Genomic DNA, 22,842 nt, shown 5'->3' on the forward strand with positions numbered 1-22,842 from the left:
ACGACGGACTGCGCGAGCCGAGGCGGGCCGCCGGAGCGATGGACGGCCGGGACGGACCCGGTCATGGTCACGGCCACGGGCCGCGCTCGGGCGACCGTCCGACGGCCGTCACGGTGATGCCCCTCTGGGTCCGGTTCCGTGCGGGGGTGCGCCGATGACGACCGGGGCCGAGGCGGATGTGGCCGCCGAGCGGTTGCGACGTTGGCGGCTCGTGCTCGGCGGGGCCGAGGCGGACGGCACCGGGTGCGCGCTCGGGGGACGGGACGCGGCGATGGACCAGGCGCTGACCTCCCTGTACGGGAAGGGCGACAATGCGGGGGCGGGGCAGCACCGTTCGGCGGGGCTCGGGGCGTCGGCGCCGTCCGTGGCGCGCTGGCTCGGGGACATCCGGACCTACTTCCCCTCCTCCGTCGTCCAGGTGATGCAGCGGGACGCCATCGACCGGCTCGGGCTGTCCGCGCTGCTGCTGGAGCCGGAGATGCTGGAGGCGGTCGAGGCGGACGTCCACCTCGTCGGCACCCTCCTCTCCCTCAACAAGGCCATGCCGGAGACGACGAAGGAGACCGCGCGGGCCGTCGTGCGGAAGGTCGTCGAGGACCTGGAGAAGCGGCTCGCGACCCGCACCCGGGCCACCCTCACCGGCGCCCTCGACCGCAGCGCCCGCGTCAACCGGCCGCGCCACCACGACATCGACTGGAACCGCACGATCGCGGCCAACCTCAAGAACTACCTGCCGGAGTACCGGACCGTCGTACCCGAGCGGCTCATCGGATACGGCCGGGCCTCGCAGTCGGTGAAGAAGGAGGTCGTCCTCTGCATCGACCAGTCGGGGTCCATGGCGGCATCCGTCGTCTACGCCTCCGTGTTCGGCGCGGTGCTGGCCTCCATGCGGTCCATCAGCACCCGGCTCGTCGTCTTCGACACGGCCGTCGTCGACCTCACCGACCAGCTCGACGATCCGGTCGACGTGCTCTTCGGCACCCAACTCGGCGGCGGCACGGACATCAACCGGGCCCTGGCGTACTGCCAGTCGCAGATCACCCGGCCCGCGGACACCGTGGTCGTGCTGATCAGCGACCTCTACGAGGGCGGCATACGCGACGAGATGCTGAAGCGGGTGGCGGCGATGAAGGCGTCGGGGGTGCAGTTCGTGACACTGCTCGCCCTCTCCGACGAGGGCGCGCCGGCGTACGACCGCGAGCACGCGGCGGCCCTGGCGGCGCTCGACGCACCGGCGTTCGCCTGTACGCCCGACCTCTTCCCGGAGGTGATGGCGGCGGCGATCGAGAAGCGGCCGCTGCCGATACCGGACCCCGTGTGAGCCGACGTTAGCGCGTGGGGCGGTGGCCGGATCCGGGTGCGTCACGCCGTGAGCGGTAAGCGGTAATCGGACAAGGGAGGTTGAAAAGCGGACATGAGAACGCGTCGGTGACAGGGGGCTTGCGCGACGGCGGGCGTCCCGTGCGAGGATCGGCAACACTTCACACCCTTCACACGGGTGTTCGCATCTCGCGCATCTTCGCCCCGTACTCCGCCGTTCCGCCGCACCGGAGGATCGTCCGTCTTGACCTCAGCGATCGTGCTTCCCGGCACCGGTGCCGTCCTGCGCGTGGTGCGCGGGGCCGCCGGGAGCCGTCCGGTGCGGGTGGCGCTGTTGGTGGGCGGGCTGTTCGTGCTGGGCGTTCTGTGGGGGGAGCGGGCGAGCGCCGCGGAGGGGGCACCGATGTCGCGGCCTCTCCTGACCACCGTCACGCAACAGGTCACACAACACGTCGCAGGGCCGGCCACCGAGCGCGCGGTGCGACCGGTCTCGGAGCAGGCGACGCAGCCGGTCACCGAGGTCGCCGGGTCGGTCGTGCGGCCGGTCACCGAGAGTGTGGTGCGGCCCGTCGCCGAGAGCGTCGTGGTGCCCGTCACCGACGGTGTCGTGGTGCCGGTGGGGGACCTCGTGGAGGCGGTCACCGACGGGCTGGGCGGAGTGACGTCGCAGTTGCCGCCGGTGAGCCTGCCGTCGCTGCCGGGGGTGCCGGGGCTTCCTGAGTTGCCGGAGCTGCCCGAGCTGCCCGTGGGGAACACCTTGCCGGTGGAGTCCTTGCCCGCGCCTGCCGGTGCGGTGCCGCAGGAGCCGGGGCCGACGAAGGCCGAGAGGCCGGGCCCGGTCTCGGACGGTGCCGGTGGGCGTGACGTCGGACGGGCCTCAGGGCCGGCTTCCGTCGCATACGGGCCGAAGGTCGTTGTCGATGGCCAGGCGGTCGTGCGGGTTCCGGCCCCGGCCGCCGATGACGTGGACGGCGACAGCGCGCCCGGCGTGCGTGTGCCCGCGCAGCAGAACCCGGACGGTCTTCCGACGGGCACCCTCGGCCGGCACTCCGCCGTAGACAACCACGGGCCGCGGCACGCCGAGCCGCACGCCGTCGCCGCTCTCCCCTCGGCGCCGATGAGCCTCATGCCCGGCGCCCCCGTGGCCGACGCCGCGGACGGGACCCGGGACCGGCACCGGGACATCCCCGAGTTCCCCGGCTAGGGACGGTCTCCCACCCCCCAGACCTGTAGCTCGGGTTTGTGGCGCAGACCTGTAGCTCGGTGCGGGCCCACCACGGCCGCCGCACCGCCGGCGCCCAGCGCAGCGCGGTGTCACCGGTCGCGCTTCCCGCCCCCAGGCACCCCGACAGGTCACTCCGACAGGTCACCCCGATCCCTTTCGCGTACCGCGCCGCCCCTACGCCGTAGCGCCCGCTACGTCCGTAGGAGACGCGGTCACAGTCGACCGACCCTCCGGCGGATCCCCGGACGGCCGAAAGCCGTCGGCCCGGTCCGGGCGGATGCCGAGGGCGGTGACGGTCGGTCTCCCATGGGGAGGAGATCGCCCGTCGGGGCCCTTCGACGTCGGTGAAGGGCCCTCAGGGACCTCACCGGACGTACCCCCGTCCGGTGAGGTCCCGCACGCGCGGCACGCCGTGCCAGTGAGCGCGACATCATGTGACAGGTATCACCGCTCAGGTGTGACCCGCGATTTAGGGGGCTCCCGGAAGCAGCGATAACCTGCGAGACGGACATGCCGCGCGCTCGGACACCGTGTGCGCCTCCCTTGTGACTCTCGGCGGACGTCACGTTGCCCTTCGCGGCACGCCCACGCATCAGACGAACCGCGATCACTGATAGGGACGGAAGCGCGTGGACCTGTTCGAGTACCAGGCGAGGGACCTCTTCGCCAAGCACGGTGTACCGGTGCTGGCCGGTGAAGTCATCGACACGCCTGAGGCGGCGCGCGAGATCACCGAGCGGCTGGGCGGCAAGTCTGTCGTCAAGGCTCAGGTGAAGGTCGGTGGTCGAGGCAAGGCCGGCGGCGTCAAGCTCGCCGCCACCCCGGACGAGGCCGTCGCCCGTTCGACGGACATTCTCGGGATGGACATCAAGGGCCACACGGTCCACAAGGTGATGATCGCCGAGACCGCTCCGGAGATCGTCGAGGAGTACTACGTCTCCTACCTCCTCGACCGCACCAACCGCACCTTCCTCTCCATCGCCTCCGTCGAGGGCGGCATGGAGATCGAGGAGGTGGCGGCCACCCGCCCCGAGGCCGTCGCCAAGACGCCGATCGACGCCAACGTGGGTGTGACCCCCGAGGTCGCCCGCGGCATCGTCGAGGCCGCCAACTTCCCGGCCGAGGTCGCCGACAAGGTCGCCGACATCCTCGTCACCCTGTGGAAGACCTTCATCGAGGAGGACGCCCTCCTCGTCGAGGTCAACCCGCTGGCGAAGGTCGCCTCCGGCGATGTCCTCGCCCTCGACGGCAAGGTCTCCCTGGACGAGAACGCGGACTTCCGCCACCCCGACCACGAGGAGCTCGTCGACCACGCGGCCGCGAACCCCCTCGAGGCCGCCGCCAAGGAGAAGAACCTCAACTACGTCAAGCTCGACGGTGAGGTCGGCATCATCGGCAACGGCGCGGGTCTCGTCATGAGCACCCTGGACGTCGTCGCGTACGCCGGTGAGAACCACGGTGGCGTCAAGCCCGCCAACTTCCTCGACATCGGCGGTGGCGCCTCCGCCGCCGTCATGGCGAACGGCCTGGAGATCATCCTCGGCGACCCGGACGTCAAGTCCGTCTTCGTCAACGTCTTCGGTGGCATCACCGCCTGCGACGAGGTCGCCAACGGCATCGTGCAGGCGCTGCAGCTGCTGAAGGACAAGGGCGAGGAAGTCACCAAGCCCCTCGTCGTCCGCCTGGACGGCAACAACGCCGAGCTGGGTCGCAAGATCCTCTCCGACGCCAACCACCCGCTGGTGCAGCGCGTGGACACCATGGACGGCGCGGCCGACAAGGCCGCCGAGCTCGCGGCTGCGAAGTAAGGGAAGAGGGACAGAACAGCCATGGCTATCTTCCTGAACAAGGACAGCAAGGTCATCGTCCAGGGCATGACCGGTGCCACGGGCATGAAGCACACCAAGCTCATGCTGGCCGACGGCACGAACATCGTCGGTGGCGTGAACCCCCGCAAGGCGGGCACGTCCGTCGACGTCGACGGCACCGAGATCCCGGTCTTCGGCACCGTCGCCGAGGCGATCGAGAAGACGGGTGCGAACGTATCCGTCCTCTTCGTACCGCCGGCCTTCGCCAAGGCCGCCGTCGTCGAGGCCATCGACGCCGAGATCCCGCTCGCGGTCGTCATCACCGAGGGCATCGCGGTCCACGACTCCGCCGCGTTCTACGCGTACGCCGTGTCGCAGGGCAACAAGACCCGGATCATCGGCCCGAACTGCCCGGGTCTGATCACCCCCGGTCAGTCGAACGCCGGCATCATCCCCGGTGACATCACCAAGCCGGGCCGCATCGGTCTGGTCTCGAAGTCCGGCACGCTGACGTACCAGATGATGTACGAGCTCCGTGACATCGGCTTCTCCTCGGCCGTCGGCATCGGTGGCGACCCGGTCATCGGCACGACGCACATCGACGCGCTCGCCGCGTTCGAGGCCGACCCCGACACCGACCTGATCGTGATGATCGGTGAGATCGGTGGCGACGCCGAGGAGCGTGCCGCCGACTTCATCAAGGCCAACGTGAAGAAGCCGGTCGTCGGTTACGTCGCCGGGTTCACCGCGCCCGAGGGCAAGACCATGGGCCACGCCGGCGCCATCGTGTCCGGCTCCTCCGGTACGGCCGCCGCCAAGAAGGAGGCCCTGGAGGCCGCCGGCGTCAAGGTCGGCAAGACGCCGACCGAGACGGCGAAGCTCGCGCGCGAGATCCTCAACGGCTGATCCTCGGCCCCGCCGAGCCTTTGTGGGCCCGTACCCCGTTTTTCGGGGTGCGGGCCCACTGGCGTTCTCCGGATGCGCTGAGGCGGCGTCGCCGCCTCAGTGGCTCTCCGGGTGCAGGCGTTCCGGCCCGGCGGCCGCCTCCGACCGCAGCTTGGCCCGGAGCTTCTGTTCGGTCTTGGAGAGGGGGCCGGGGGCCGCTCGCGGGGGGACGCCCTGGACCGGGGTGCCCGGGGGGACCGGGGGCTCGTAGTGGTCGGGGGCGGTGTGGAGGGTGAGGGCGGTGGTGGTGAGGAGGAGGGTGGTGAAGGCGATCGCGGCGTGGATCCAGCGCCGGGCGCGCAGGTCGGCCCGGGCGCGCAGGGCGGGGGGCCTGGTCGGGCCGGGGCGGACGTCGGAGGGAAGCGCGGCGAGGAGGCGGTTGAGGTCGTCGGGGGCGACCGGCTGGGGGAGGCGCGCGGTGACGGTCGCGCGGGCGTAGAGGAGGCGGCCCGCCGCGGCGGGTGTGCTGGCCTCCGTCTCGGCGGCCGTGTCGGGCAGGTCGAGGCCGACGCCGTCGTAGAGGAGCAGGGTCCGGCGGTACGGGGGCGGTAGTTCCAGGAGGGCGCTCAGCAGGGCACGGTCGGTGGGGTCGGCCGGCGGTGGTTCGCGGTGCCGGAAGGGGCGGGGGAGCAGACGGCGCCAGGGGGAGAGGGCGTAGTCGTGGGCCGCCGCCCGCACCCAGCCCGCCGGGTCGCGGTCGACCGCCACCTCCGGCCAGCGGTGCCAGGCGAGTTGGAAGGCGCGCTCCACGGCCTCACGCGCGAGCCGACGCTGCCCGGTGAGCAGATAGGTCTGCTGTACGAGGGTGGGGGCGCAGTAGGCGTAGAGCGCGTCGAAGGCCTGGGCGGGCGTCAGGCGGGGCCGGGCCGGGGCCGCCGCCGGATCGACGGTGTCGGTGTCGGGGTCGGTGCCCAGGGGTTGCTGGTACCACTCGGTCCCGCGCTGGGCGAACGGCTCGTCGGTTCCGGTTCCGCACCCGGCCCCGGGCGCGGTCACCGGATCCCCTCCCGCCGTAGGGACCTCCGTCGGACCAACCATCGCGCGAAAAAACACATAAGCACATATTGGGCGACACGTGCAGGAAACGTCTGTTACGCCGGTAAAGCGCGTGTCGTTGGGAGCATGGCCGACGTGACGCACGCGACCGACCCGAACGACCCGACCACGGGGCCGGGCCACCCCTCCGACCACGGCTGGCCGGGCTCCTTCACGGCACCTGGCGCACCCATGAGGCAGGGGACGTCGACGGCGTCCCTGTACTCGTCGGCGCCGCGGTCGCCGCTGTCGCCGCTGCTGCGGCGGGCGCGCCGCCGGTCGTCCAAGCTCGTCTCCGGGGTGCTGGGAGGCGCCCTCGCGGCGGGTCTCGGATGTGCGGTGTTCACCGCGCTCGTGACCGTGCTCTGGATCAGTTCGCCGTACCCGGACAGCGGGCCCGGTGGGGCGCTGCACGTGGCGGCGGCCCTGTGGCTGCTCTCCCACGGCGTGGAACTCGTCCGCACCGACACGCTCTCCGGCGCCCCCGCCCCGGTCGGCCTCGTCCCCCTCCTCCTGCTCGCGATGCCGGTGGTGCTGCTGCACCGTTCGGCCCGCGACCACGCGGGGGACGGCTCCGGGGTGAGCGCCCGTGCGACCTGGGCCGGGATGGTCATCGGATACGCGACCGTCGGCGCGGTGGTCACGTTGTACGCCTCCGGGGGCGTGCTGCGGCCGTCGTGGCTGTGGGCCGCGCTCTGCGTACCCCTCCTCGCGGCGCTCGCGGCGGGCACGGGGGTGTGGGCGGCGCGCGGGCGCTCCCGGCTGCCCCTGCCCGCGCTCCTCGGGGGTGGTCCGGGGGCGAAAGCGCGGCGGCGACTGGCGGTGACCGCCGGACGGGCCGCCGGGGCGGGTGTGCTCGTGTTGACCGGTGGGGGCGCCCTGTTGGTGGCGGTGTCCCTGGTCTGGCACGGAGCGGCGACCCGTGACTCCTTCCTCCAGCTCACCGAAGGGCTGTCCGGGCGGTTCGCCGTCCTGCTGCTGTGCGTCGCCCTCGTCCCGAACGCGGCGCTGTGGGCGGCGTCGTACGCGCTCGGCCCCGGCTTCGTGCTGAGCGCCGGGCACACCGTCGCGCCCCTGAGCGCGGCCGCCCCCGCCGCCTTCCTGCCGTCCTTCCCGCTGCTCGCCGCCGTTCCGGCGGGTGGGGGTGCGCCGGTGTACTGGGTGGTGGGGGCGGTGCCGTTCGCCGCGGGGGTGACGGTCGGGTGGTTCGTCGCGGCGCGGGCCGTCGCCGACCGTTCGGCGCCGTGGTCCGCGTGGCGTACGGCGGCCGCGGCCCTCCTCGCCGCACTGCTGACCGCCGCCGCGTTCGCGCTCCTCACCCACCTGGCCGGCGGCCCGCTGGGCGTGGCCGCGCTCACCGATTTCGGCCCCGTGTGGTGGCGGGCGGGCGGCGCGGCCGGCGCGTGGGTGGGCGCGGTCGGGGTCCCGGTGGCGCTGACGGCCCGCTGGGCCCGAGCCCACCACCACAAGCCCACGCCTCCCGCCCACCCGACGGGTGGGTCGACGGCGGTGGGAGTGCCGGGGGCGAGGGGCGTCGGCCGGTCGAGGTCGGTGGGGGTGCCTGGGGTCGAGCCCGGGCGGGGAGAGGCGCTGGGAGTGGCGGGGGCTGAGTCGGGGCGGGCCAAGGGTGTGGGGGTGGCGGGGGCTGCGGAGTCCGGGCTGGCCAAGGGAGTGGGGATGGCTGGGGCTGAGACCGGCCGGGTGAAGGGACTGGAAGTGGCGGCGGCTGAGCCCGTTCGGGAGGGGGCGGTGGAGGAGCCGGCGGGCGAGATCGGGCGGGAGAGAGTGCTGGAGGCGCCGGTGGGGAGCGGGCGGGATGAGGGGCTGGGAGCGGTTGAGGATGAGACCGGACGGAAGAGGGCGATCCAGGCCCCGGGGGAGGGGGCACCGGGGGCTGAGAGCGATGGGGAAGGGGCGGCTGGGGCGCGGGCGCCTGAACGGCGGGCCGCGAGCGCCCCTGCGACAGCCGTCGGCCGGAACACTTCCGCCGATGTCGGTCCCGACACCGTCCCGGACGCTGGCTCTGGCTGTGGCCCCGTCCCCGGCTCCGTCGCCAGTTCCGTCCACGGCGCTGGCTCTGGGGCCGTCCCTGACGCCGGACCCGGCTCTGGCTCCGCGCTCGGTTCTGGCCCCAACCCTGGCCCCACCCCCGCTTTTGGCTCTGGCTCCGGTCGACGCTTGGGCTCTGGAAACGGCCCTGGTGAGGCCGTTGCGCCGTACGACGCCCTCGACCCGTACGCCCAAAGGGCCGCCGCTCCCGCGACACCGGCCGTGTGGGACCCGGCTTCCCGCGAAGCCCGCTGGGCGGCCCTACGCGAGGCGTCGATGGCCCGAGTCGAAGACGGTCGTCCTGACCCGACCCGGACCCCGAACCCGAACCCGACCTCGAACCCGAGTCCGACCTCGAACGCGAACCCGACCCGGACCCCGAACCCGACCGCGAGCCCCAAGTCGACCTCGAACCCGAAACCGACCCTGACCTCGAACCCCACCCCGCCCCCGGGGCGTCCGTCGGGCTCCGCCCCCCTCACCGACCTGGGCGCCGCAGCCCGCCCCGGCCTGGCGCCAGACTCCGGCCGCGGCGCACCAACTGCCGGGCCGGTACCTGGCGTCGGTCCCGTGCCCGGGATCGGGGTCGGCCCGTCGTCCGACGCGGTGGCGGACCGCAGGGCCGGCACCGGTTCTGAGGGCGGGTTCGGTGGGTCGGGCGAGGGCGGGGCAAGGGGCGGCGAGGCCGGGGAGGCGGGCTGACCGGGACTGGCGGCGTGCTGGGAGTTACTGCGCGCCCAGTACCTCCCGCAGCGGGCCCTCCGGGAGGAGGTCCTTGCAGGACTTGGCCGAGACCGTGGTGAGGGAGTCGTCGACGCAGGTGTAGTAGTCGCGGTAGACGAACTGCGCCGTGAAGGTGATCGCGACGATCGCGAGCGCGATCGAGGAGGTCACCAGGCCGCTGATGGCCGCCGTCCGCTGGGGGCGACCGCTCGGCACGGGCGCCGGGCGGGACGGATCCGGCGTGGACGGCTTGGCACGCAGCGCGCTGACCGCCCAGTACACGGCCAGCGAACCGAGCAGCAGGGCCACGTACGGCCAGGCGAACAGCGCGAAGAAGAAGGCCCACATGCCGCAGAGCAGCGAGTACCGCGCGCGCCGCTGGGCGGGGTCCGTCGGGTCCCAGCGCAACCCGCTGCCCGGGCCGCCCTCGGGGCCCTGACCGGGACCGCCGGGCCCACCCGGTCCGCCCTGGCCACCGGGACGCTCACCGAAGTGTCCGCCGGACGAGCGGCCGGGCTGCCGGTCGCTCCACTGACTGCCCCACGGCGAGTGACCACCACCGCGCCCCGCTCCGTCGTCGGACCCCCGGCCGTCGGGCCGGCGCGGCTGCCACGGCCGGTCGGGCGCGCCCTCGGGCGGCGGCGCGAACGGGTTGTCGTCCGAGGAGCCTGAGCCTTGGCCCCGCCCGGACTGCCCGGGCTGCTCGGGGGTGTCCTCGCTCTCGCGCGGAGGCGTGGGCGAGGAACTCCGCTCGCGCAGCAGGAGCGAAGGAAGGCGGAGGCTGCGGTCCGGCATCAGGAGTGCGTCTTCCCCTTGGTGAATACGGCGATGAGTCAGCGGTGAGGCAGTGGTGAAGTCGTGCGGTGGGCTCAGTGGTGTGTCTGCGATGTGTCTGCGGTGAACGTCGGCGGTGGACCCAGTCGTGATCTCGGCGGTGAGATCTACTGGTAGGGCATGAGCTGTCACTCCGTGAACGCCCCACACACCGACCGCGTTCCCGAGCCCACTCCTGGCAGACGCTACCTCCCGGCCACGCCCCCGTCCCACGGGGGCCGTCCGATGTGCCGGTATCGTTGCTGACGGTCGGCCGCTTCGTAGACTTCCCCGTATCGGGGGACGCGAAGCATTCGTATGAATGCACAAGTGTGCAGGTGCACCGCACGCACCGGCGCCGTCGGCGGACCCGAACGTCTCCGCAGAACCCGTAGAAAGGGCCTCACCGTGGCCGCCAAGCCCGTGGCCAAGCGCCTCGTCGTGCTGGTCTCCGGATCCGGCACCAACCTCCAGGCGCTGCTGGACGCCATCGCGACGACCGGCGTCGAGGCCTACGGCGCCGAGATCGTGGCCGTCGGAGCCGACCGCGGCGGCATCGAGGGGCTGGCCCGCGCCGAGCGCGCCGGACTGCCCACCTTCGTCTGCCGCGTCAAGGACCACGGAACCCGCGAGGAGTGGGACGCCGCGCTCGCCGAGGCCGTCGCCGCGTACGAGCCCGATCTCGTCGTCTCCGCCGGGTTCATGAAGATCGTGGGGAAGGAGTTCCTGGCGCGGTTCGGCGGTCGGTTCGTCAACACGCACCCGGCCCTCCTCCCCAGTTTCCCGGGGGCCCACGGGGTGCGGGACGCGCTCGCGTACGGCGCCCGGGTCACCGGCTGCACCGTCCACTTCGTCGACGACGGCGTCGACACCGGACCGATCATCGCGCAGGGCGTGGTGGAGGTCCGGGACGAGGACGACGAGAGCGCGCTGCACGAGCGCATCAAGGAAGTCGAGCGAAGGCTGCTCGTCGATGTCGTGGGGCGGCTCGCCCGCAACGGCTATCGCATTGAGGGACGAAAGGTAGTTATCCAGTGACCGCCGAGAGCAACGCCAAGCGGGCCATTCGCCGTGCGCTTGTCAGCGTCTACGACAAGACCGGCCTCGAGGACCTCGCGCGCGGGCTGCACGCGGCCGGTGTCGAGCTCGTCTCCACCGGCTCCACGGCCGCGAAGATCGCCGGCGCCGGCGTCCCCGTCACCAAGGTCGAGGAGCTCACCGGCTTCCCCGAGTGCCTGGACGGCCGGGTCAAGACCCTGCACCCCAAGGTCCACGCGGGCATCCTCGCCGACCTCCGGCTGGAGGACCACCAGCGCCAGCTCGCCGAGCTGGGCGTCGAGCCCTTCGACCTCGTCGTCGTGAACCTCTACCCGTTCCGGGAGACCGTCGCCTCCGGCGCCACCCCCGACGAGTGCGTCGAGCAGATCGACATCGGCGGCCCCTCGATGGTCCGCGCGGCGGCCAAGAACCACCCGTCGGTGGCCGTCGTCACCAGCCCGGCGCGGTACGCCGATGTCCTGAACGCCGTCCAGGACGGCGGCTTCGACCTCACTACCCGCAAGCGGCTCGCGGCCGAGGCCTTCCAGCACACGGCCGCGTACGACGTCGCCGTGGCCTCCTGGTTCGCGTCGTCCTACGCGCCCGCCGACGACTCGCAGTTCCCCGACTTCCTCGGGGCCACCTGGGAGCGCGCGCACACCCTGCGCTACGGCGAGAACCCGCACCAGCCCGCCGCGCTGTACGTCTCGGGGACCGGCGGTCTCGCCGAGGCCGAGCAGCTGCACGGCAAGGAGATGTCGTACAACAACTACACGGACACGGATGCCGCGCGCCGTGCCGCGTACGACCACGACGAGCCGGCCGTCGCGATCATCAAGCACGCCAACCCCTGCGGTATCGCGGTCGGTGCCGACGTCGCCGAGGCGCACCGCAAGGCGCACGCCTGTGACCCGCTGTCCGCGTTCGGCGGTGTGATCGCCGTCAACCGGCCGGTCAGCAAGGAGATGGCGGAGCAGGTCGCGGAGATCTTCACCGAGGTCATCGTCGCGCCCGACTACGAGGAGGGGGCCCTGGAGGCCCTCGCCAAGAAGAAGAACATCCGCGTGCTCAAGGCACCGGGCGCGCCCGGCGCCCCGATCGAGCTCAAGCCGGTCGACGGCGGTGCGCTGCTCCAGGTGACCGACCGGCTCCAGGCCGACGGGGACGACCCGGCGAACTGGACCCTCGCGACCGGTGACGCCCTCTCCGCCGACGAGCTGGCCGAGCTGGCGTTCGCGTGGAAGGCCTGCCGCGCGGTGAAGTCCAACGCGATCCTGCTCGCCAAGGACGGCGCGTCGGTGGGCGTGGGGATGGGCCAGGTCAACCGCGTCGACTCCTGCAAGCTGGCGGTCGAGCGGGCCGGCGCCGAGCGCGCGCGGGGCTCGTACGTCGCCTCGGACGCGTTCTTCCCGTTCCCGGACAACATCGACGTTCTGGGCGCGGCCGGCGTCAAGGCCATCGTCCAGCCGGGCGGTTCGGTCCGTGACGAGCTGGTCGTCGAGGCCGCGCAGAAGGCCGGGATCACGATGTACTTCACGGGGACGCGGCACTTCTTCCACTGAGCCGCTCAACGGGGCGCTCCTGCGAGAGCGCGGTACGCGGGGCCCGTCGGACGACTGCCGACGGGCCCCGCTTCGTCCGCGTTCGCTGCGGCTGCGGCTGCGGCTGCGAATTGCGGTCGCGGCAGGGGACCGCTCGCTCCGCTATGTCGTGCCGCGCAGCGCCGCCCAGGTGTTGGGCCCGACCTGGCCGTCCACCTCCAGCCCCTTCGCGCTCTGGAACTGCTTGACCGCCGACTCCGTGTCCTTGCCGAACTTGCCGTCCACGCCCGAGCCGCCGACGCCGTAGCCGCGCTTCTGGAGCATGCACTGCACCTGTACGACGCGTTGGCCCTCGTCGCCCCGGTCGGTGAGTTCGGTGCCGGAGTAGTACGTGCACTGGGAGATCCAGGCGGGGGTGGCGGGCTTCGTCGTGGTCTTGGTGGGGGCCTGGGTGGGGGTGGACGCCGTGTCGCCGTCACCGTCACCGCCCGGGGAACCTCCGGTGCCGGGCGTGGGATCGGCCGGGTCGTCGGGGGTGGCGTCGGCCGTCGCCCGCGAGGGCCCCACGGACGGGCTCTCCCCGTCCCCCTTCTCCTCGCTCTTCTCGGCGGTGGGGGAGGGCGAGTCGGAGGACCCCGGCAGCGGTGCCGCGGCCTCTCCGTCGGGCGCCGTGCTCGCACCGGCGGTCGGCGCGGCGGACGCGGAGCCCTCGACGGGCGCCCGGGTGACGAAGTACGCCCCCACGGCCACCGCGCACATCGCCAACGCGGCCACGGCGACGAAGTACGGCCCCCTCCGCCGCCGGGGTGCCACTGAGGTGACGGTGGGCCCCTGAACGCCGCCCGAGGTCGGCGGCCCTCCGTACGAGCCGGGCGCCGGCGCGTGCGACCCGTACGCCCCGCCCCCGCCCGACGCCGAGGCTCCGTAGGCCGTGGCCGACATCGGGGGCCCGTACGTCCCGGCGGGCGCCGGGGCCCCGTACGCACCGGGAGGCGGGGAGGCTGCGTACGTACCGGCTGGTGCGGGCCCTCCGTACGGACCGCCCGGCGGCCCGGCGTGACTGCCCGGGACGTGGGGTGTGGACGTCTCGGGAGTCCCCGGCGCACCCGCTGTCCCGTGAGCCTGAACCCCAGCCGACCCAGCCGACCCGGCTGCCCCCGCTGCCCCGCTTACTTCCGCGGCCCCCGCCGGTGTGACCGGTCCGAAGCCCGGGGCTGGGGCCGGAGTCGGGGTCGAGGTCCTGGCGCGGTGGGTCGGGAGACGGAGGTGGGCCGTCTCCAGGGCGGTGGCGCGGGCCAGTGACGTGCAGGACTGCCGGCGGGCGAGGAGACGGGAGTCGAGGGGGTCGGGCCAGGGGCGGCCGGTGTCGGGGGCGGCCTCGGTGAGGTGGGCGGGGGTGGGGCGGTCGGCCGGGTTCTTGGCGAGGCAGGCGGTGAGGAGCGCGGCCAGGGCCGGGTCGGCCGAGGCCAGTTCGGACATCAGCGCCGGCTTGGGATCCTCGAAGGCGACCCGGTGCATGACGTCGACGCCGGTGCCGTCGCCGAACGGGGCGTGGCCGGTGACGGCGTACACGAGGGTCCCGGCGAGGGAGAAGACGTCCGAGGCGGAGTCGCAGCGGCCGTCCCTCAGGTACTCGGGCGACATATACGCGGGCGTGCCCACCCGGCTCCCGGTGGTCGTGATCGCGCTGCTGTCCACCGCCTGCGAGATGCCGAAGTCGATGAGGTGGACGCCGTCGGCGGAGAGCAGGACGTTGGAGGGCTTGAGGTCGCGGTGGACCACCCCCGCCGCCGCGAGGGCCGACAGCGCACGGCCGAGTTCGCCGACCAGACGCCAGACCGCGGCGGGCGGCAGCGTGCCGCAGTCGCGGACCGCGTCCGTGAGGTTGAGGCCCGGCAGATACTCCGTGGCCATCCAGAGGAGTTCGCGCCCGTGCTCGTCCTCGGGCTCGAAGCCGGTGCCGAGCAGGCGGGGCGCGTACGGCGTACGGATCCGGTCGTGCACGCCCGCCTCGCGCTGGAACCGGCGCCGGAACTCCGTGTCCTCGGCGTACTCCGGCCGGATCACCTTCACCGCGGCGAGCCCGGGGCCGTCGTCGGCCGGCCGCGCCAGGTACACCCGGCCCATTCCGCCGCTGCCGAGCAGTCCGAGCGGTACGTACGGACCGAGGCGCGCGGGGTCCGACGGCCGCAGCGGGGTCGCGCCGGTCAGCTCCAGCGAGGCGTCACCCGACGCCGTGGAGGGCGGCGGCGGTCCGGGCCGCTGGTCTGACATGGGTCCCCCGGGGTGGTGTTCTCTCTGGTCGTGCGCTGCCTCAACGGTCCCATGGGCAACAGGAGTTGACGAGAGACTACCGTGCAGGCGAAACGGCGAACGGCCCGCCGGAGTTGGTCCGGCGGGCCGTTCCGAGTGGAGTTCTCCGAGCGCCGCGCGTGTCGGCGGCGGGTTCGATCAGCAGTTCTTGCTGGTGACGTCCTTCCACGTCTTGCCGCTGCCCGTGTACGACTTGCCGTTGAAGTGCACCGGCTTGCGGTGCTTCTCGGTCGGGATCCCGTTGGTCCGGTACCGCTGCTCGTAGTGCAGGTGGGCGTGGTTGCCGCTGTTCTTGCCGGTGGCGCCGACGCGACCGATCTGCTTCTTCGCGCCGACGGTCTGGCCCACCTTGACGTACTTGGTGGCGCTGTCCTTCAGGTGGTAGTACGCGGTGTACCAGCCGCCCCCGTGGTTGATGATGATCATGTTGCCGGCGCCGGAGTCCTTGTAGGCCTTGACGACCTTGCCCTTGTAACCGGGGTAGACGGGCTTCCCGGAGGAGCCGGTGTTCCCCTTCACCACCATGTCGATGGCCGGGTTGTGACCCCAGGTGTCGATCCGCCAGTGCGTGTTGCACTGGAACGGCATCTGGAACTTCGGCTTGGCCGCCGCGGCCACCTCACCCGCCGCGGACGCGGACGTCGGTGCGGCGGCGGCCGAACCCCCGGCCGCCAGGCCGAAGGAGAGCGCCACGGCGGTCGCGGCGAGCGCGACGGCCGTCCTGCGCCGCGCGGGCTTGGCAGCGGCGGTTGTCGTCGCCGCCGTCGTCGCCGTTGTCGCCGTCATCTTCGTTGTCATCGTTTTCCCCGTTTCCCCGTCATCCCCGTGGTGTTCTCGGGTCTTCGCTGTTCGCTGTTCGCTGTTTGCTGATGGGTGTTCGCTGTGAACGCCTCAAGCATCCGCGTGCGGACCGTTCCCCGGTACCTCGGAGGTCATAGGGTCAGCACGACTCCACCCATTCGTGGGAGCGGAGCACCAGGCCGTCGGGGTAGTCGACCTTGGCGTTCTCCTGGACACAGCCGAACGGTTCCTCGCGGTTCGGCTCGCGGAAGAGCTCGACGTCGGCGTGCGGGTCGCCGGAGTAGCCGTTGTTGAAGACCGACCTGGGCCTGGTGTCCTTCGCCCAGTCGCAGGTGATGATCCCGCCGAGCCAGTCGTCGTCGTACTCGTACCAGGCGCACATCTCGCCCTGCCCGTTCGCCTCGGTGAAGAAGCAGACGTCACCCCGGTCGCAGCGCTCGTAGCCCTGCGGGGCGGGTTCGCGCAGGGCCAGCAGGCCGGCCGTGGCGAGGGACACGACCGTGAGCGCGGCCAGTCCGCCGAGGAGGGCCGGGTGGGGGCCGCGCCTCGGCCTGAGGCGGGGGAGCCGTGGGGAGCGTGCCGCCCCGGCCGCCGTCTCGACACGGCGGAGCAGGGACGACGCGGTGTGCGGGGCGCGAGCGGCGTGGGTCGGGGCCAGGCAGTCGGTGACGATCTGCCGCCAGGATTCGGGCAGTTCGGGGGAGAGCCGTAGCTCCTCCCGGCCGCTGGCGTAGCGCAGCACCGCGTCCCGTCGGGCGGGCGGGGTGGCACCCGGGAAGGGCGGGCCGCCGGTCAGGACGAGGTGGGCGAGGACACCGAAGGCCCAGATGTCGGCGGTCGGCCGGGTCCGGTGCCCGTGCTCGCCGACCTCGGCCCAGAGCAGCTCGGGCGGGGTGTAGTCGGGGGTGGTGAACGCCGGGGAGTAGGCGTGGGTGCCCTCCAGTTCGGCGGCCAGGTTGAAGTCGGCGAGCCGTACCGAACCGTCCGCCATCAGCAGCACGTTGGCGGGCTTGAGGTCGCCGTGCACCCAGCCCGCGTGGTGGAGGTGGGCGATGCCCTCGCAGATCTGGGCGAGGAGCGAGGGCCCGCCCGGCAGGGCGACGGCCCGCTGTCCCCGCGCCCGTGCGGCCAGTTGGTCGATGAACTGGTCGAGGGAGCCCTCGGCGCGTTCCAGTACGAGGACGGAGGCGCCGTCGAGCAGCGGGTCCGACGGGTCGTCCACGGTGAGCGTCTCGTACATGCGGATCAGGCGCGGACGGCGCAGTCGGAGCAGCAACTCCTTCTCGCGCTCGGCGAGTTCCTGGAGGTGCCGCAGCTGGCGCGGGGTGCGGGTGCCGGTGGGGTGGAACTTCAGGGCGGCCTCGTCGGGCAGCCCCTCGGCCGGTTCCGTGCGCCTGGCGGCGTACACCGTCCCGAAGGCGCCCGAGGCCAGCGGCTCACGGATCTCCCAGACGCCGACGCGGTACCCCTTCGGCACCGGCACGGCGTACGTCTCCTGGGCGCTCATCGGCCCGCACCGCCCTTCAGCAGGGCCAGGTCGGACTCGCGGACCAGGTCGAAGCGCAGGGCCAGGGAGACCAGGCGGTCCTTCTTGCCGTTGAGGCGGGCGCCGCCGGGCGGCGCGGAGTCCGGGGCCGGCTTCAGCCGCAGCTTGACGGCCAGGTAGTCGATGTTCCACTGCACGGCGGTGCGGGACACCGACGGCCAGCTGGGGCGCAGCAGTTCGACCAGTTCGTCGGTGGTGGCGAGCGCGGCGTGCGGTTCGCCGCGCAGCCTTGGGGCGCACAGGGCGGCCAGCACCTGGAAGTACCGTTTGCCCCGGTCGAGCGGGAACGCGGACGCGGTGGGCGAGCCGTCGCGGGGACCGGCCTGGTCGAGGAAGTCGTGGCGCGGGGCCCAGACGTCGAAGCTGAGCAGCTCGTTGGCCGCGGGCAGCACCACTCGCGAGAACTCGAACGGCACCGGCGCGTCCAGCCGCCCCGGCGCGACCTTGATGTGTTCGCCGGCGCCCTCCGGGTTCTCCACGACGTACGTCTGCGCGCGGCTCAGATTGCTGAGCGTCCAGTAGGCGCCCGTGGCCGTGATCTCCCCGGCCTCCCGGGACACGCCCTCGTGCGGAATGGTCAGATGCGGGGTGCCCGGCCGCCGCGTACGGCCGAAGGGCAGGGACTCGCCGGGTGCGAGTCGGACCTGTTCGCCGGGACGCACTCCGGCCATGGGCACGACGATGATGCTGTGCATGACTGTTTCCTCCCCCGAGGCAGACATGGACGCGTCACGGTACGGGGAGGGGTGGACAAGCGCCCCAGGTCCGGCTTATGCGGCGTTTCCGGAAGGAAACAGTTCTTCCTCGCTCTTCCGCCTCCGTGTCGCCTGTGGCGAGAGCACGCGGAATGGCCGATACCCCGGTGCAGAGGCGTGCGCTCCGCTGCGAGGGTCGAGGGGTCAGCCTCATCGTTCTCGACTCAGGAGGTTCCGTCATGCGCGACAGGCTGAATCGTTTACGGCGGGTGGTGGCCGTCGGCGCGGTGCTCGCGGGCACGCTCGGTATGGGAATGGGGGGAACCTCCGTCGCCGCCCAACAGGCGGCGGTGGTGGTGGTGCCGTGTCCGCAGGGGTTCGTGTGTCTCTCCGAGAACCCGAACGGAGCGGGCCGCATATTCCGCATAGCGCAAGGGGTGACGGCCCACTTGGGCTCGGTGCCGGTCGCCGAGGCCACCAACAGAACGAGCATCGACTACTGCGTGATCGGCACCTTCAGCTACCTGCTCCGTCCTGGCGAGACACGGACCCAGGACAGCTTCGTCCGCTCCGTGATGCCCCGTCCGACCGGCGGGACCTGCCCGGTGTGAACGCGCCGAAGGGCCGTACCCCACAGGAGGGGTACGGCCCTTCTCGGTGCTCGGTGCTCGGTGCTCGGTGCTCGGTCGCGCTCAGTAGCGCGGGCGGTTGAACCACGCCTTGCCGTTGGCGTTGCCGACGAAGACGGCGATCAGGATGCCCAGCACCAGGTGGACCAGGCCGATCAGGAAGAACGGGAAGACGCCCAGGACGGCGGTGATGATGCCGAAGACCAGCGCGGCGACGCGTACGCCGTTGCCGCCGGACTTGAACTTCACGGCCAGCATGATCGCGTAGACGAGCCACGCCACCGCGAAGACGGCGATCGCCACCATCTGGCCGGTGGGGATGTTGCCCAGCGCCTCCGCGAGGGCCGGGTCCTCGGTGCTGTCGCTGGCCGCCGCCACGCCGATCGCGCCGATGCCGTAGAGGAGCACGCCGACGACCTGGAGGCCGACGATGACCCAGAGCATGATGCGGGCCGCGTTCACCGTGCTGGGCATGGTCTCGGGCGCGTTCGGGTAGCCGCCGTAGCCCTGGGAGACCGGCGGGGCGGTCGGGTAGCCGTAGCCCGGCTGCTGGGGCTGGTTCTGCTGCGGGTAGCCGTAGCCCTGGGCGGGCGGCTGCTGCTGGGGCTGGCCGTACGGGTTGTTCGGGTCGCCGAAGCTCATGCGGGGTTTCCTCCGTTGCCTGGTGCGGGGACGCGCGGCACGGGTCGGAGGAATGCCCTGCGCTAATGAAGTGGTCACGCCCCCCGGCAGTGCCCGCGGCACTGTGTCCCAATCGTTTTATATGCCCGCCCGGATGTCCAGGGAGATTCGCCGGGTGTTGTGCAAGTGCAACACATCCGATCTTGTCCGGCGGGGCGGGCGATCCGGCTCGGAACGGGTCGGAAAGCGTCCGCCTGGTGACCGGATTGGAACCCGGCGCCGGTCATCCGCGAAGATTGGGGCCATGAGCGCCCAGATTCTCGATGGCAAGGCCACCGCAGCCGCGATCAAGTCCGATCTGACCGCCCGCGTGGCGGTGCTGAAGGAGAAGGGCGTCACGCCCGGACTCGGCACGATCCTGGTCGGGGACGACCCCGGCAGCCAGAAGTACGTGGCGGGCAAGCACCGCGACTGCGCGCAGGTCGGCATCGCCTCCATCCAGCGCGAGCTGCCCGCGACCGCGACGCAGGAGGAGATCGAGGCGGTGGTGCGGGAACTCAACGAGGACCCCGCCTGCACCGGCTACATCGTGCAGCTGCCGCTGCCCAAGGGCATCGACGAGAACCGCGTCCTCGAACTGATGGACCCCGACAAGGACGCGGACGGCCTCCACCCGATGAACCTCGGGCGCCTCGTCCTGAACGAGCCCGCGCCGCTGCCCTGCACCCCGAACGGTGTCCTCACCCTGCTCCGCCAGTACGGCGTCGAGATCAAGGGTGCCGAGGTCGTGGTCGTCGGGCGCGGTGTCACCATCGGCCGTCCGATGCCGCTGCTGCTGACCCGGCGCAGCGAGAACGCGACGGTGACCCAGTGCCACACCGGCACGCGCGATCTGGCCGCGCACCTCAAGCGCGCCGACATCATCGTCGCGGCGGCCGGCTCGGCCCACCTGGTCCGGCCCGAGGACGTGAAGCCGGGCGCCGCCGTTCTCGACGTCGGTGTCTCCCGCTCCGCCGAGGGCAAGATCGTCGGAGATGTCCACCCGGGTGTGGCCGAGGTGGCCGGCTGGATCTCCCCCAACCCCGGGGGCGTCGGGCCCATGACCCGCGCCCAGCTGCTCGTCAATGTGGTCGAGGCGGCGGAGCGCAGTGTCGGCTGACGACAGGCCGGAGGGGACATCGGGACCGCCGGGGGCCTCCGACCGGCCTGAGCCGCTCGGGGCGCCGGCCGACGCCGGCCCCGGGAACACAGCGGTCGAAACCGCCACGTCGCAGCGCGCGGGCGGCGCGAGCGACGGGCCGGCGACACCGGAGAGGGCACAGATGCCGAGGACGACCGAAACGACCGGGGCGACCGGGGCCGGTGAGGCCACCGGGGCCGACGAGGCGATCGAGGCTGGCGAGGCCACCGGTGCCGACAAGGCTTCCGGGGCTGGCGGGGCTGGCAGGGCTGGCGAGGCCACCGAGGTCGGCGAGGTGCCCCAGGCTGCCGGGGCCGGTGAGGCCGAGGGCCTTCGGGAGTCGGGCGGGGCCGCAGATGAGATCGAGGTGCGGGACCACATCAGCGTGCCCGATGCCGACGGGAAGCCCGTGCGTGGTACGCGGCGGTTTCCGATGTTCACCAAGGACACCGCGCGGCCCGAGGGCGGGGGCCGGGCGGCGCCGCGCGAGGCGCCTGCCCCCGTCCGGCAGTGGCCGATCCTCGTCGTACTGAGCACCGTGGGCCTCGGGCTGCTGCTCACCGCGCTGGACGCGTTCCGACTCGGCACCATCCTGATCGGCGCCGCGATGCTCGGCGGCGCCGCGCTGCGCTGGGCCGTCCGGGACGTCGGCATGCTCGCCGTCCGCTCCCGCTTCACCGACATGGCCACGTACATCGTCCTCGGCACCGCCATCGTGCTGCTCGCCCTGATGGCGCAGCCCAAGCCGTGGCTGGAGATCCCGTTCCTCAAGGACACGCTGCACTTCACGGTGGGCGACGAGGAGACGGGCTGAGGCCTTCCTCGCCTCGCCCGGTCCCCGACAGAAAGCGACGGCGGTCCGTCCCCTCCCCCGAGTAAGGACGGCCCGCCGTCGCGTTCCACGTTCCTGCACGGCGAACTCCCTGTTCAACACCTGTCAGGCCGCTGTGGCACGGAAGTGACCATTCCGCCAAGGTGTCCGCATCGAGCCACGGCGCCGACACCCGGATGTCATCCCGCCGCGTCATCGCCGGGGCAGGTCATCACCGGCCTGACATCCCGGCCTGTCCCACCGGCGCGCGGGGGCCGTTCTCACGCGCCCCTCCTCGAGTTCTTCGCTTCGCCTCACCAGGCCGCCCCTGTCACTCCGCACCACTCCAGAACACCCCGGCGCTCTGTCCGAACGCCGCGGCTCCGACGCCCGTACTGGTGGGAACCGGTGCACCCACGACCGTCGTCACCTGCTCAGACCCGCCCTCGAGCCGAGGAGGCAGCCCGATGAGCGCCTGGCAGCCGCTGCCGGACGAACTCCCCCCGGAGGTGCAGCATTTCGTCGAGCAGCTACGCCTGCTGAAGGACCGCACGGGACTGAGTCTCGTCGCGCTCGGCGCGCGCACCGCGTACAGCAAGTCCTCCTGGCAGCGGTACCTGAACGGCACCCAGCCCCCGCCCCGGCAGGCGGTCGTGGCCCTGTGCCGGGTCGCGGGGGAGGACGCCGCACGGTTCGGGGCGCTCCGGGAACTGGCTCTACGGGCCTGGCCGCGCCCGGCCCCGCAGACGGTGCCGCCGTCCCAGCCGACCGACCCCCGAGCAGCGGGGGAGCAGGGGGAGGACAGAGCGGAGGCGTACGAGGACGACCCCACGCTCCCCTGGTGGGACACCCCCGCCGACGAACCGGCCCCCCGCCCGCCCGGCCGCATCGCGCTGTACGCGGCCCTCGCCGTCCTGACCGCCCTCATCCTCGTCGCCGCCGCGCTGATAGGGGCCGTCACCCTGGCGTGACGACCCCCATCGACGGCCGGCCCCCGGTGACGCGTCGGCGCAGGACGCGCCGTCACCGGTCGGCGCCGGCCGGACCCTCAGCCGCGCCAGTCGTACGCGGCGACCTTCCACTTCGAGCCGATCCTGACGTAGTAGTCCCCGTCGAGGCGCTTGAAGTCCACCCCGTGCGCCAGGCCCGCGTACGTCACCTTGCCGTCGCCGTACGGTCCGTCGAGGAAGCCGTCGGCCTGACCGAAGGTCTCCTTGCCGACGATCCCGTCGACGTCCTCCAGGTCTTCCTGCGCCTGCCAGTACTTGGTCGCCGAGCGGGTCTTCCAGCCGAAGATCCCGTCGATGTCCCACGCGGTGAACGTGTGCAGATTGCCGCTGGAGTCCTTCCACTTGGCGCCGTCTGCGTACAGGACGCTCTGCCACAGCCGCGTCGCGTTGCTCTTGGCGTGCGAGTTGACGGACAGCGTGCCCTCGTCGCCCCAGTCGTTGTACGCGGCACCGGAGCCGTCGACGACGTGCGGCTCGGAAGCCGTGGCGAGCGGAGCGGCGGTGCCGAGCGCGAGCCCGGCCGAGGCCGTCACGGCGACGGCCGCGAGCAGCAGCCTGGCCTTGAATTGCATGTGATCCCCCTGGTCCCCGTTGACCTGTTGACGCGTCGACCCGTTCAGGCGTTGATCTGTCGGTGACCGCTGACCGCGCCTGTGTGGTCGTTGTGTCGATGTGTTGACATATTTGAGGATGTGCGGTCGCCCAGCCCGACACCAGGGCTAACGTGGGCATTTGGGAT

19 protein-coding genes are annotated in these 22,842 nt (G+C 72.5%); 11 read left to right on the plus strand and 8 right to left on the minus strand.

Features of this window, described 5'->3' with window-relative positions; translation table 11 throughout:
* Window positions 1-154: 154 nt before the first annotated feature.
* The 4 genes from L3078_RS28700 (at window position 155) to sucD (ending at window position 5,259) form a co-directional block, all read left to right on the plus strand.
* Complete coding sequence (locus tag L3078_RS28700; RefSeq protein ID WP_239756805.1) at window positions 155-1,321, plus strand: VWA domain-containing protein; 1,167 nt, start codon at window positions 155-157, stop codon at window positions 1,319-1,321.
* Between the two features lie 243 nt (window positions 1,322-1,564).
* A complete protein-coding gene (locus tag L3078_RS28705) occupies window positions 1,565-2,524 on the plus strand; it encodes a hypothetical protein (protein ID WP_239756806.1) in 960 nt (319 codons plus the stop codon).
* Between the two features lie 650 nt (window positions 2,525-3,174).
* On the plus strand, window positions 3,175-4,353 hold the full coding sequence (gene sucC, locus L3078_RS28710; RefSeq protein WP_217176882.1) for an ADP-forming succinate--CoA ligase subunit beta: 1,179 nt from the start codon (window positions 3,175-3,177) through the stop codon (window positions 4,351-4,353).
* A gap of 21 nt (window positions 4,354-4,374) precedes the next feature.
* A complete protein-coding gene (sucD, locus tag L3078_RS28715; RefSeq protein ID WP_086804565.1) occupies window positions 4,375-5,259 on the plus strand; it encodes a succinate--CoA ligase subunit alpha in 885 nt (294 codons plus the stop codon).
* A gap of 96 nt (window positions 5,260-5,355) precedes the next feature.
* On the opposite strand, the gene L3078_RS28720 is transcribed toward sucD, so the two are convergent.
* Window positions 5,356-6,336 (minus strand): SigE family RNA polymerase sigma factor, encoded by a 981-nt coding sequence (locus L3078_RS28720; protein ID WP_420864113.1) that lies wholly within the window; start codon window positions 6,334-6,336, stop codon window positions 5,356-5,358.
* An 84-nt stretch (window positions 6,337-6,420) separates the two neighbouring features.
* Between L3078_RS28720 and L3078_RS44790 the strand changes: the two genes are divergently transcribed.
* Entirely contained in the window at window positions 6,421-9,084 is a 2,664-nt protein-coding gene (locus L3078_RS44790) for a cell division protein PerM (protein ID WP_338059530.1), read from the plus strand.
* 24 nt (window positions 9,085-9,108) lie between these two features.
* Here L3078_RS44790 and L3078_RS28730 read toward each other — a convergent pair whose 3' ends face one another.
* Window positions 9,109-9,900: a hypothetical protein gene (locus L3078_RS28730; protein WP_239756808.1), complete on the minus strand. Its 792-nt coding sequence runs from the start codon at window positions 9,898-9,900 to the stop codon at window positions 9,109-9,111.
* A 426-nt stretch (window positions 9,901-10,326) separates the two neighbouring features.
* Between L3078_RS28730 and purN the strand changes: the two genes are divergently transcribed.
* Complete coding sequence (purN, locus tag L3078_RS28735) at window positions 10,327-10,956, plus strand: phosphoribosylglycinamide formyltransferase (protein WP_239756809.1); 630 nt, start codon at window positions 10,327-10,329, stop codon at window positions 10,954-10,956.
* Window positions 10,953-12,518, plus strand: coding sequence for a bifunctional phosphoribosylaminoimidazolecarboxamide formyltransferase/IMP cyclohydrolase (gene purH / locus L3078_RS28740; protein ID WP_239756810.1), 1,566 nt, complete (start codon window positions 10,953-10,955; stop codon window positions 12,516-12,518). Before purN ends, purH begins: the two co-directional genes overlap by 4 nt.
* A 141-nt stretch (window positions 12,519-12,659) precedes the next feature.
* On the opposite strand, the gene L3078_RS28745 is transcribed toward purH, so the two are convergent.
* The 4 genes from L3078_RS28745 to L3078_RS28760 all read right to left on the minus strand — a co-directional run bounded on the left by L3078_RS28745 (window position 12,660) and on the right by L3078_RS28760 (window position 17,852).
* Window positions 12,660-14,771 carry a protein kinase domain-containing protein gene (locus L3078_RS28745; protein ID WP_239756811.1) on the minus strand — a complete coding sequence of 704 codons (2,112 nt, stop codon included), beginning with the start codon at window positions 14,769-14,771 and terminating at the stop codon, window positions 12,660-12,662.
* A 177-nt stretch (window positions 14,772-14,948) separates the two neighbouring features.
* The gene (locus L3078_RS28750) at window positions 14,949-15,596 is read right to left on the minus strand and encodes a M23 family metallopeptidase (RefSeq protein WP_239756812.1); all 648 of its coding nucleotides are present in this window, start codon (window positions 15,594-15,596) and stop codon (window positions 14,949-14,951) included.
* A gap of 154 nt (window positions 15,597-15,750) precedes the next feature.
* Window positions 15,751-17,118: a protein kinase domain-containing protein gene (locus tag L3078_RS28755; RefSeq protein ID WP_239756813.1), complete on the minus strand. Its 1,368-nt coding sequence runs from the start codon at window positions 17,116-17,118 to the stop codon at window positions 15,751-15,753.
* A complete protein-coding gene (locus L3078_RS28760; RefSeq protein ID WP_239756814.1) occupies window positions 17,115-17,852 on the minus strand; it encodes an FHA domain-containing protein in 738 nt (245 codons plus the stop codon). The genes L3078_RS28755 and L3078_RS28760 overlap by 4 nt, the downstream gene beginning before the upstream one ends.
* 239 nt (window positions 17,853-18,091) lie before the next feature.
* Here L3078_RS28760 and L3078_RS28765 point away from each other — a divergent pair, with 239 nt between their 5' ends.
* Window positions 18,092-18,463: a peptidase inhibitor family I36 protein gene (locus L3078_RS28765; protein WP_239756815.1), complete on the plus strand. Its 372-nt coding sequence runs from the start codon at window positions 18,092-18,094 to the stop codon at window positions 18,461-18,463.
* 81 nt (window positions 18,464-18,544) lie between these two features.
* Here L3078_RS28765 and L3078_RS28770 read toward each other — a convergent pair whose 3' ends face one another.
* Complete coding sequence (locus L3078_RS28770) at window positions 18,545-19,123, minus strand: hypothetical protein (RefSeq protein WP_239756816.1); 579 nt, start codon at window positions 19,121-19,123, stop codon at window positions 18,545-18,547.
* Window positions 19,124-19,406: 283 nt separating this feature from the next.
* On the opposite strand from L3078_RS28770, the gene L3078_RS28775 reads away from it, so the two are divergent.
* The 3 genes from L3078_RS28775 to L3078_RS28785 all read left to right on the plus strand — a co-directional run bounded on the left by L3078_RS28775 (window position 19,407) and on the right by L3078_RS28785 (window position 22,064).
* A complete protein-coding gene (locus tag L3078_RS28775; RefSeq protein ID WP_239756817.1) occupies window positions 19,407-20,261 on the plus strand; it encodes a bifunctional methylenetetrahydrofolate dehydrogenase/methenyltetrahydrofolate cyclohydrolase in 855 nt (284 codons plus the stop codon).
* 316 nt (window positions 20,262-20,577) lie between these two features.
* Entirely contained in the window at window positions 20,578-21,096 is a 519-nt protein-coding gene (locus L3078_RS28780; RefSeq protein ID WP_338059574.1) for a DUF3017 domain-containing protein, read from the plus strand.
* Between the two features lie 464 nt (window positions 21,097-21,560).
* Window positions 21,561-22,064 (plus strand): helix-turn-helix domain-containing protein, encoded by a 504-nt coding sequence (locus tag L3078_RS28785; RefSeq protein WP_239756819.1) that lies wholly within the window; start codon window positions 21,561-21,563, stop codon window positions 22,062-22,064.
* Window positions 22,065-22,141: 77 nt separating this feature from the next.
* Here the strand turns inward: L3078_RS28785 and L3078_RS28790 are convergent, their stop codons facing one another.
* A complete protein-coding gene (locus L3078_RS28790) occupies window positions 22,142-22,675 on the minus strand; it encodes a peptidoglycan-binding domain-containing protein (protein ID WP_239756820.1) in 534 nt (177 codons plus the stop codon).
* Window positions 22,676-22,842: the final 167 nt, after the last annotated feature.

This window comes from Streptomyces deccanensis (assembly GCF_022385335.1).
GTDB classification, from domain to species: Bacteria; Actinomycetota; Actinomycetes; order Streptomycetales; family Streptomycetaceae; genus Streptomyces; species Streptomyces deccanensis.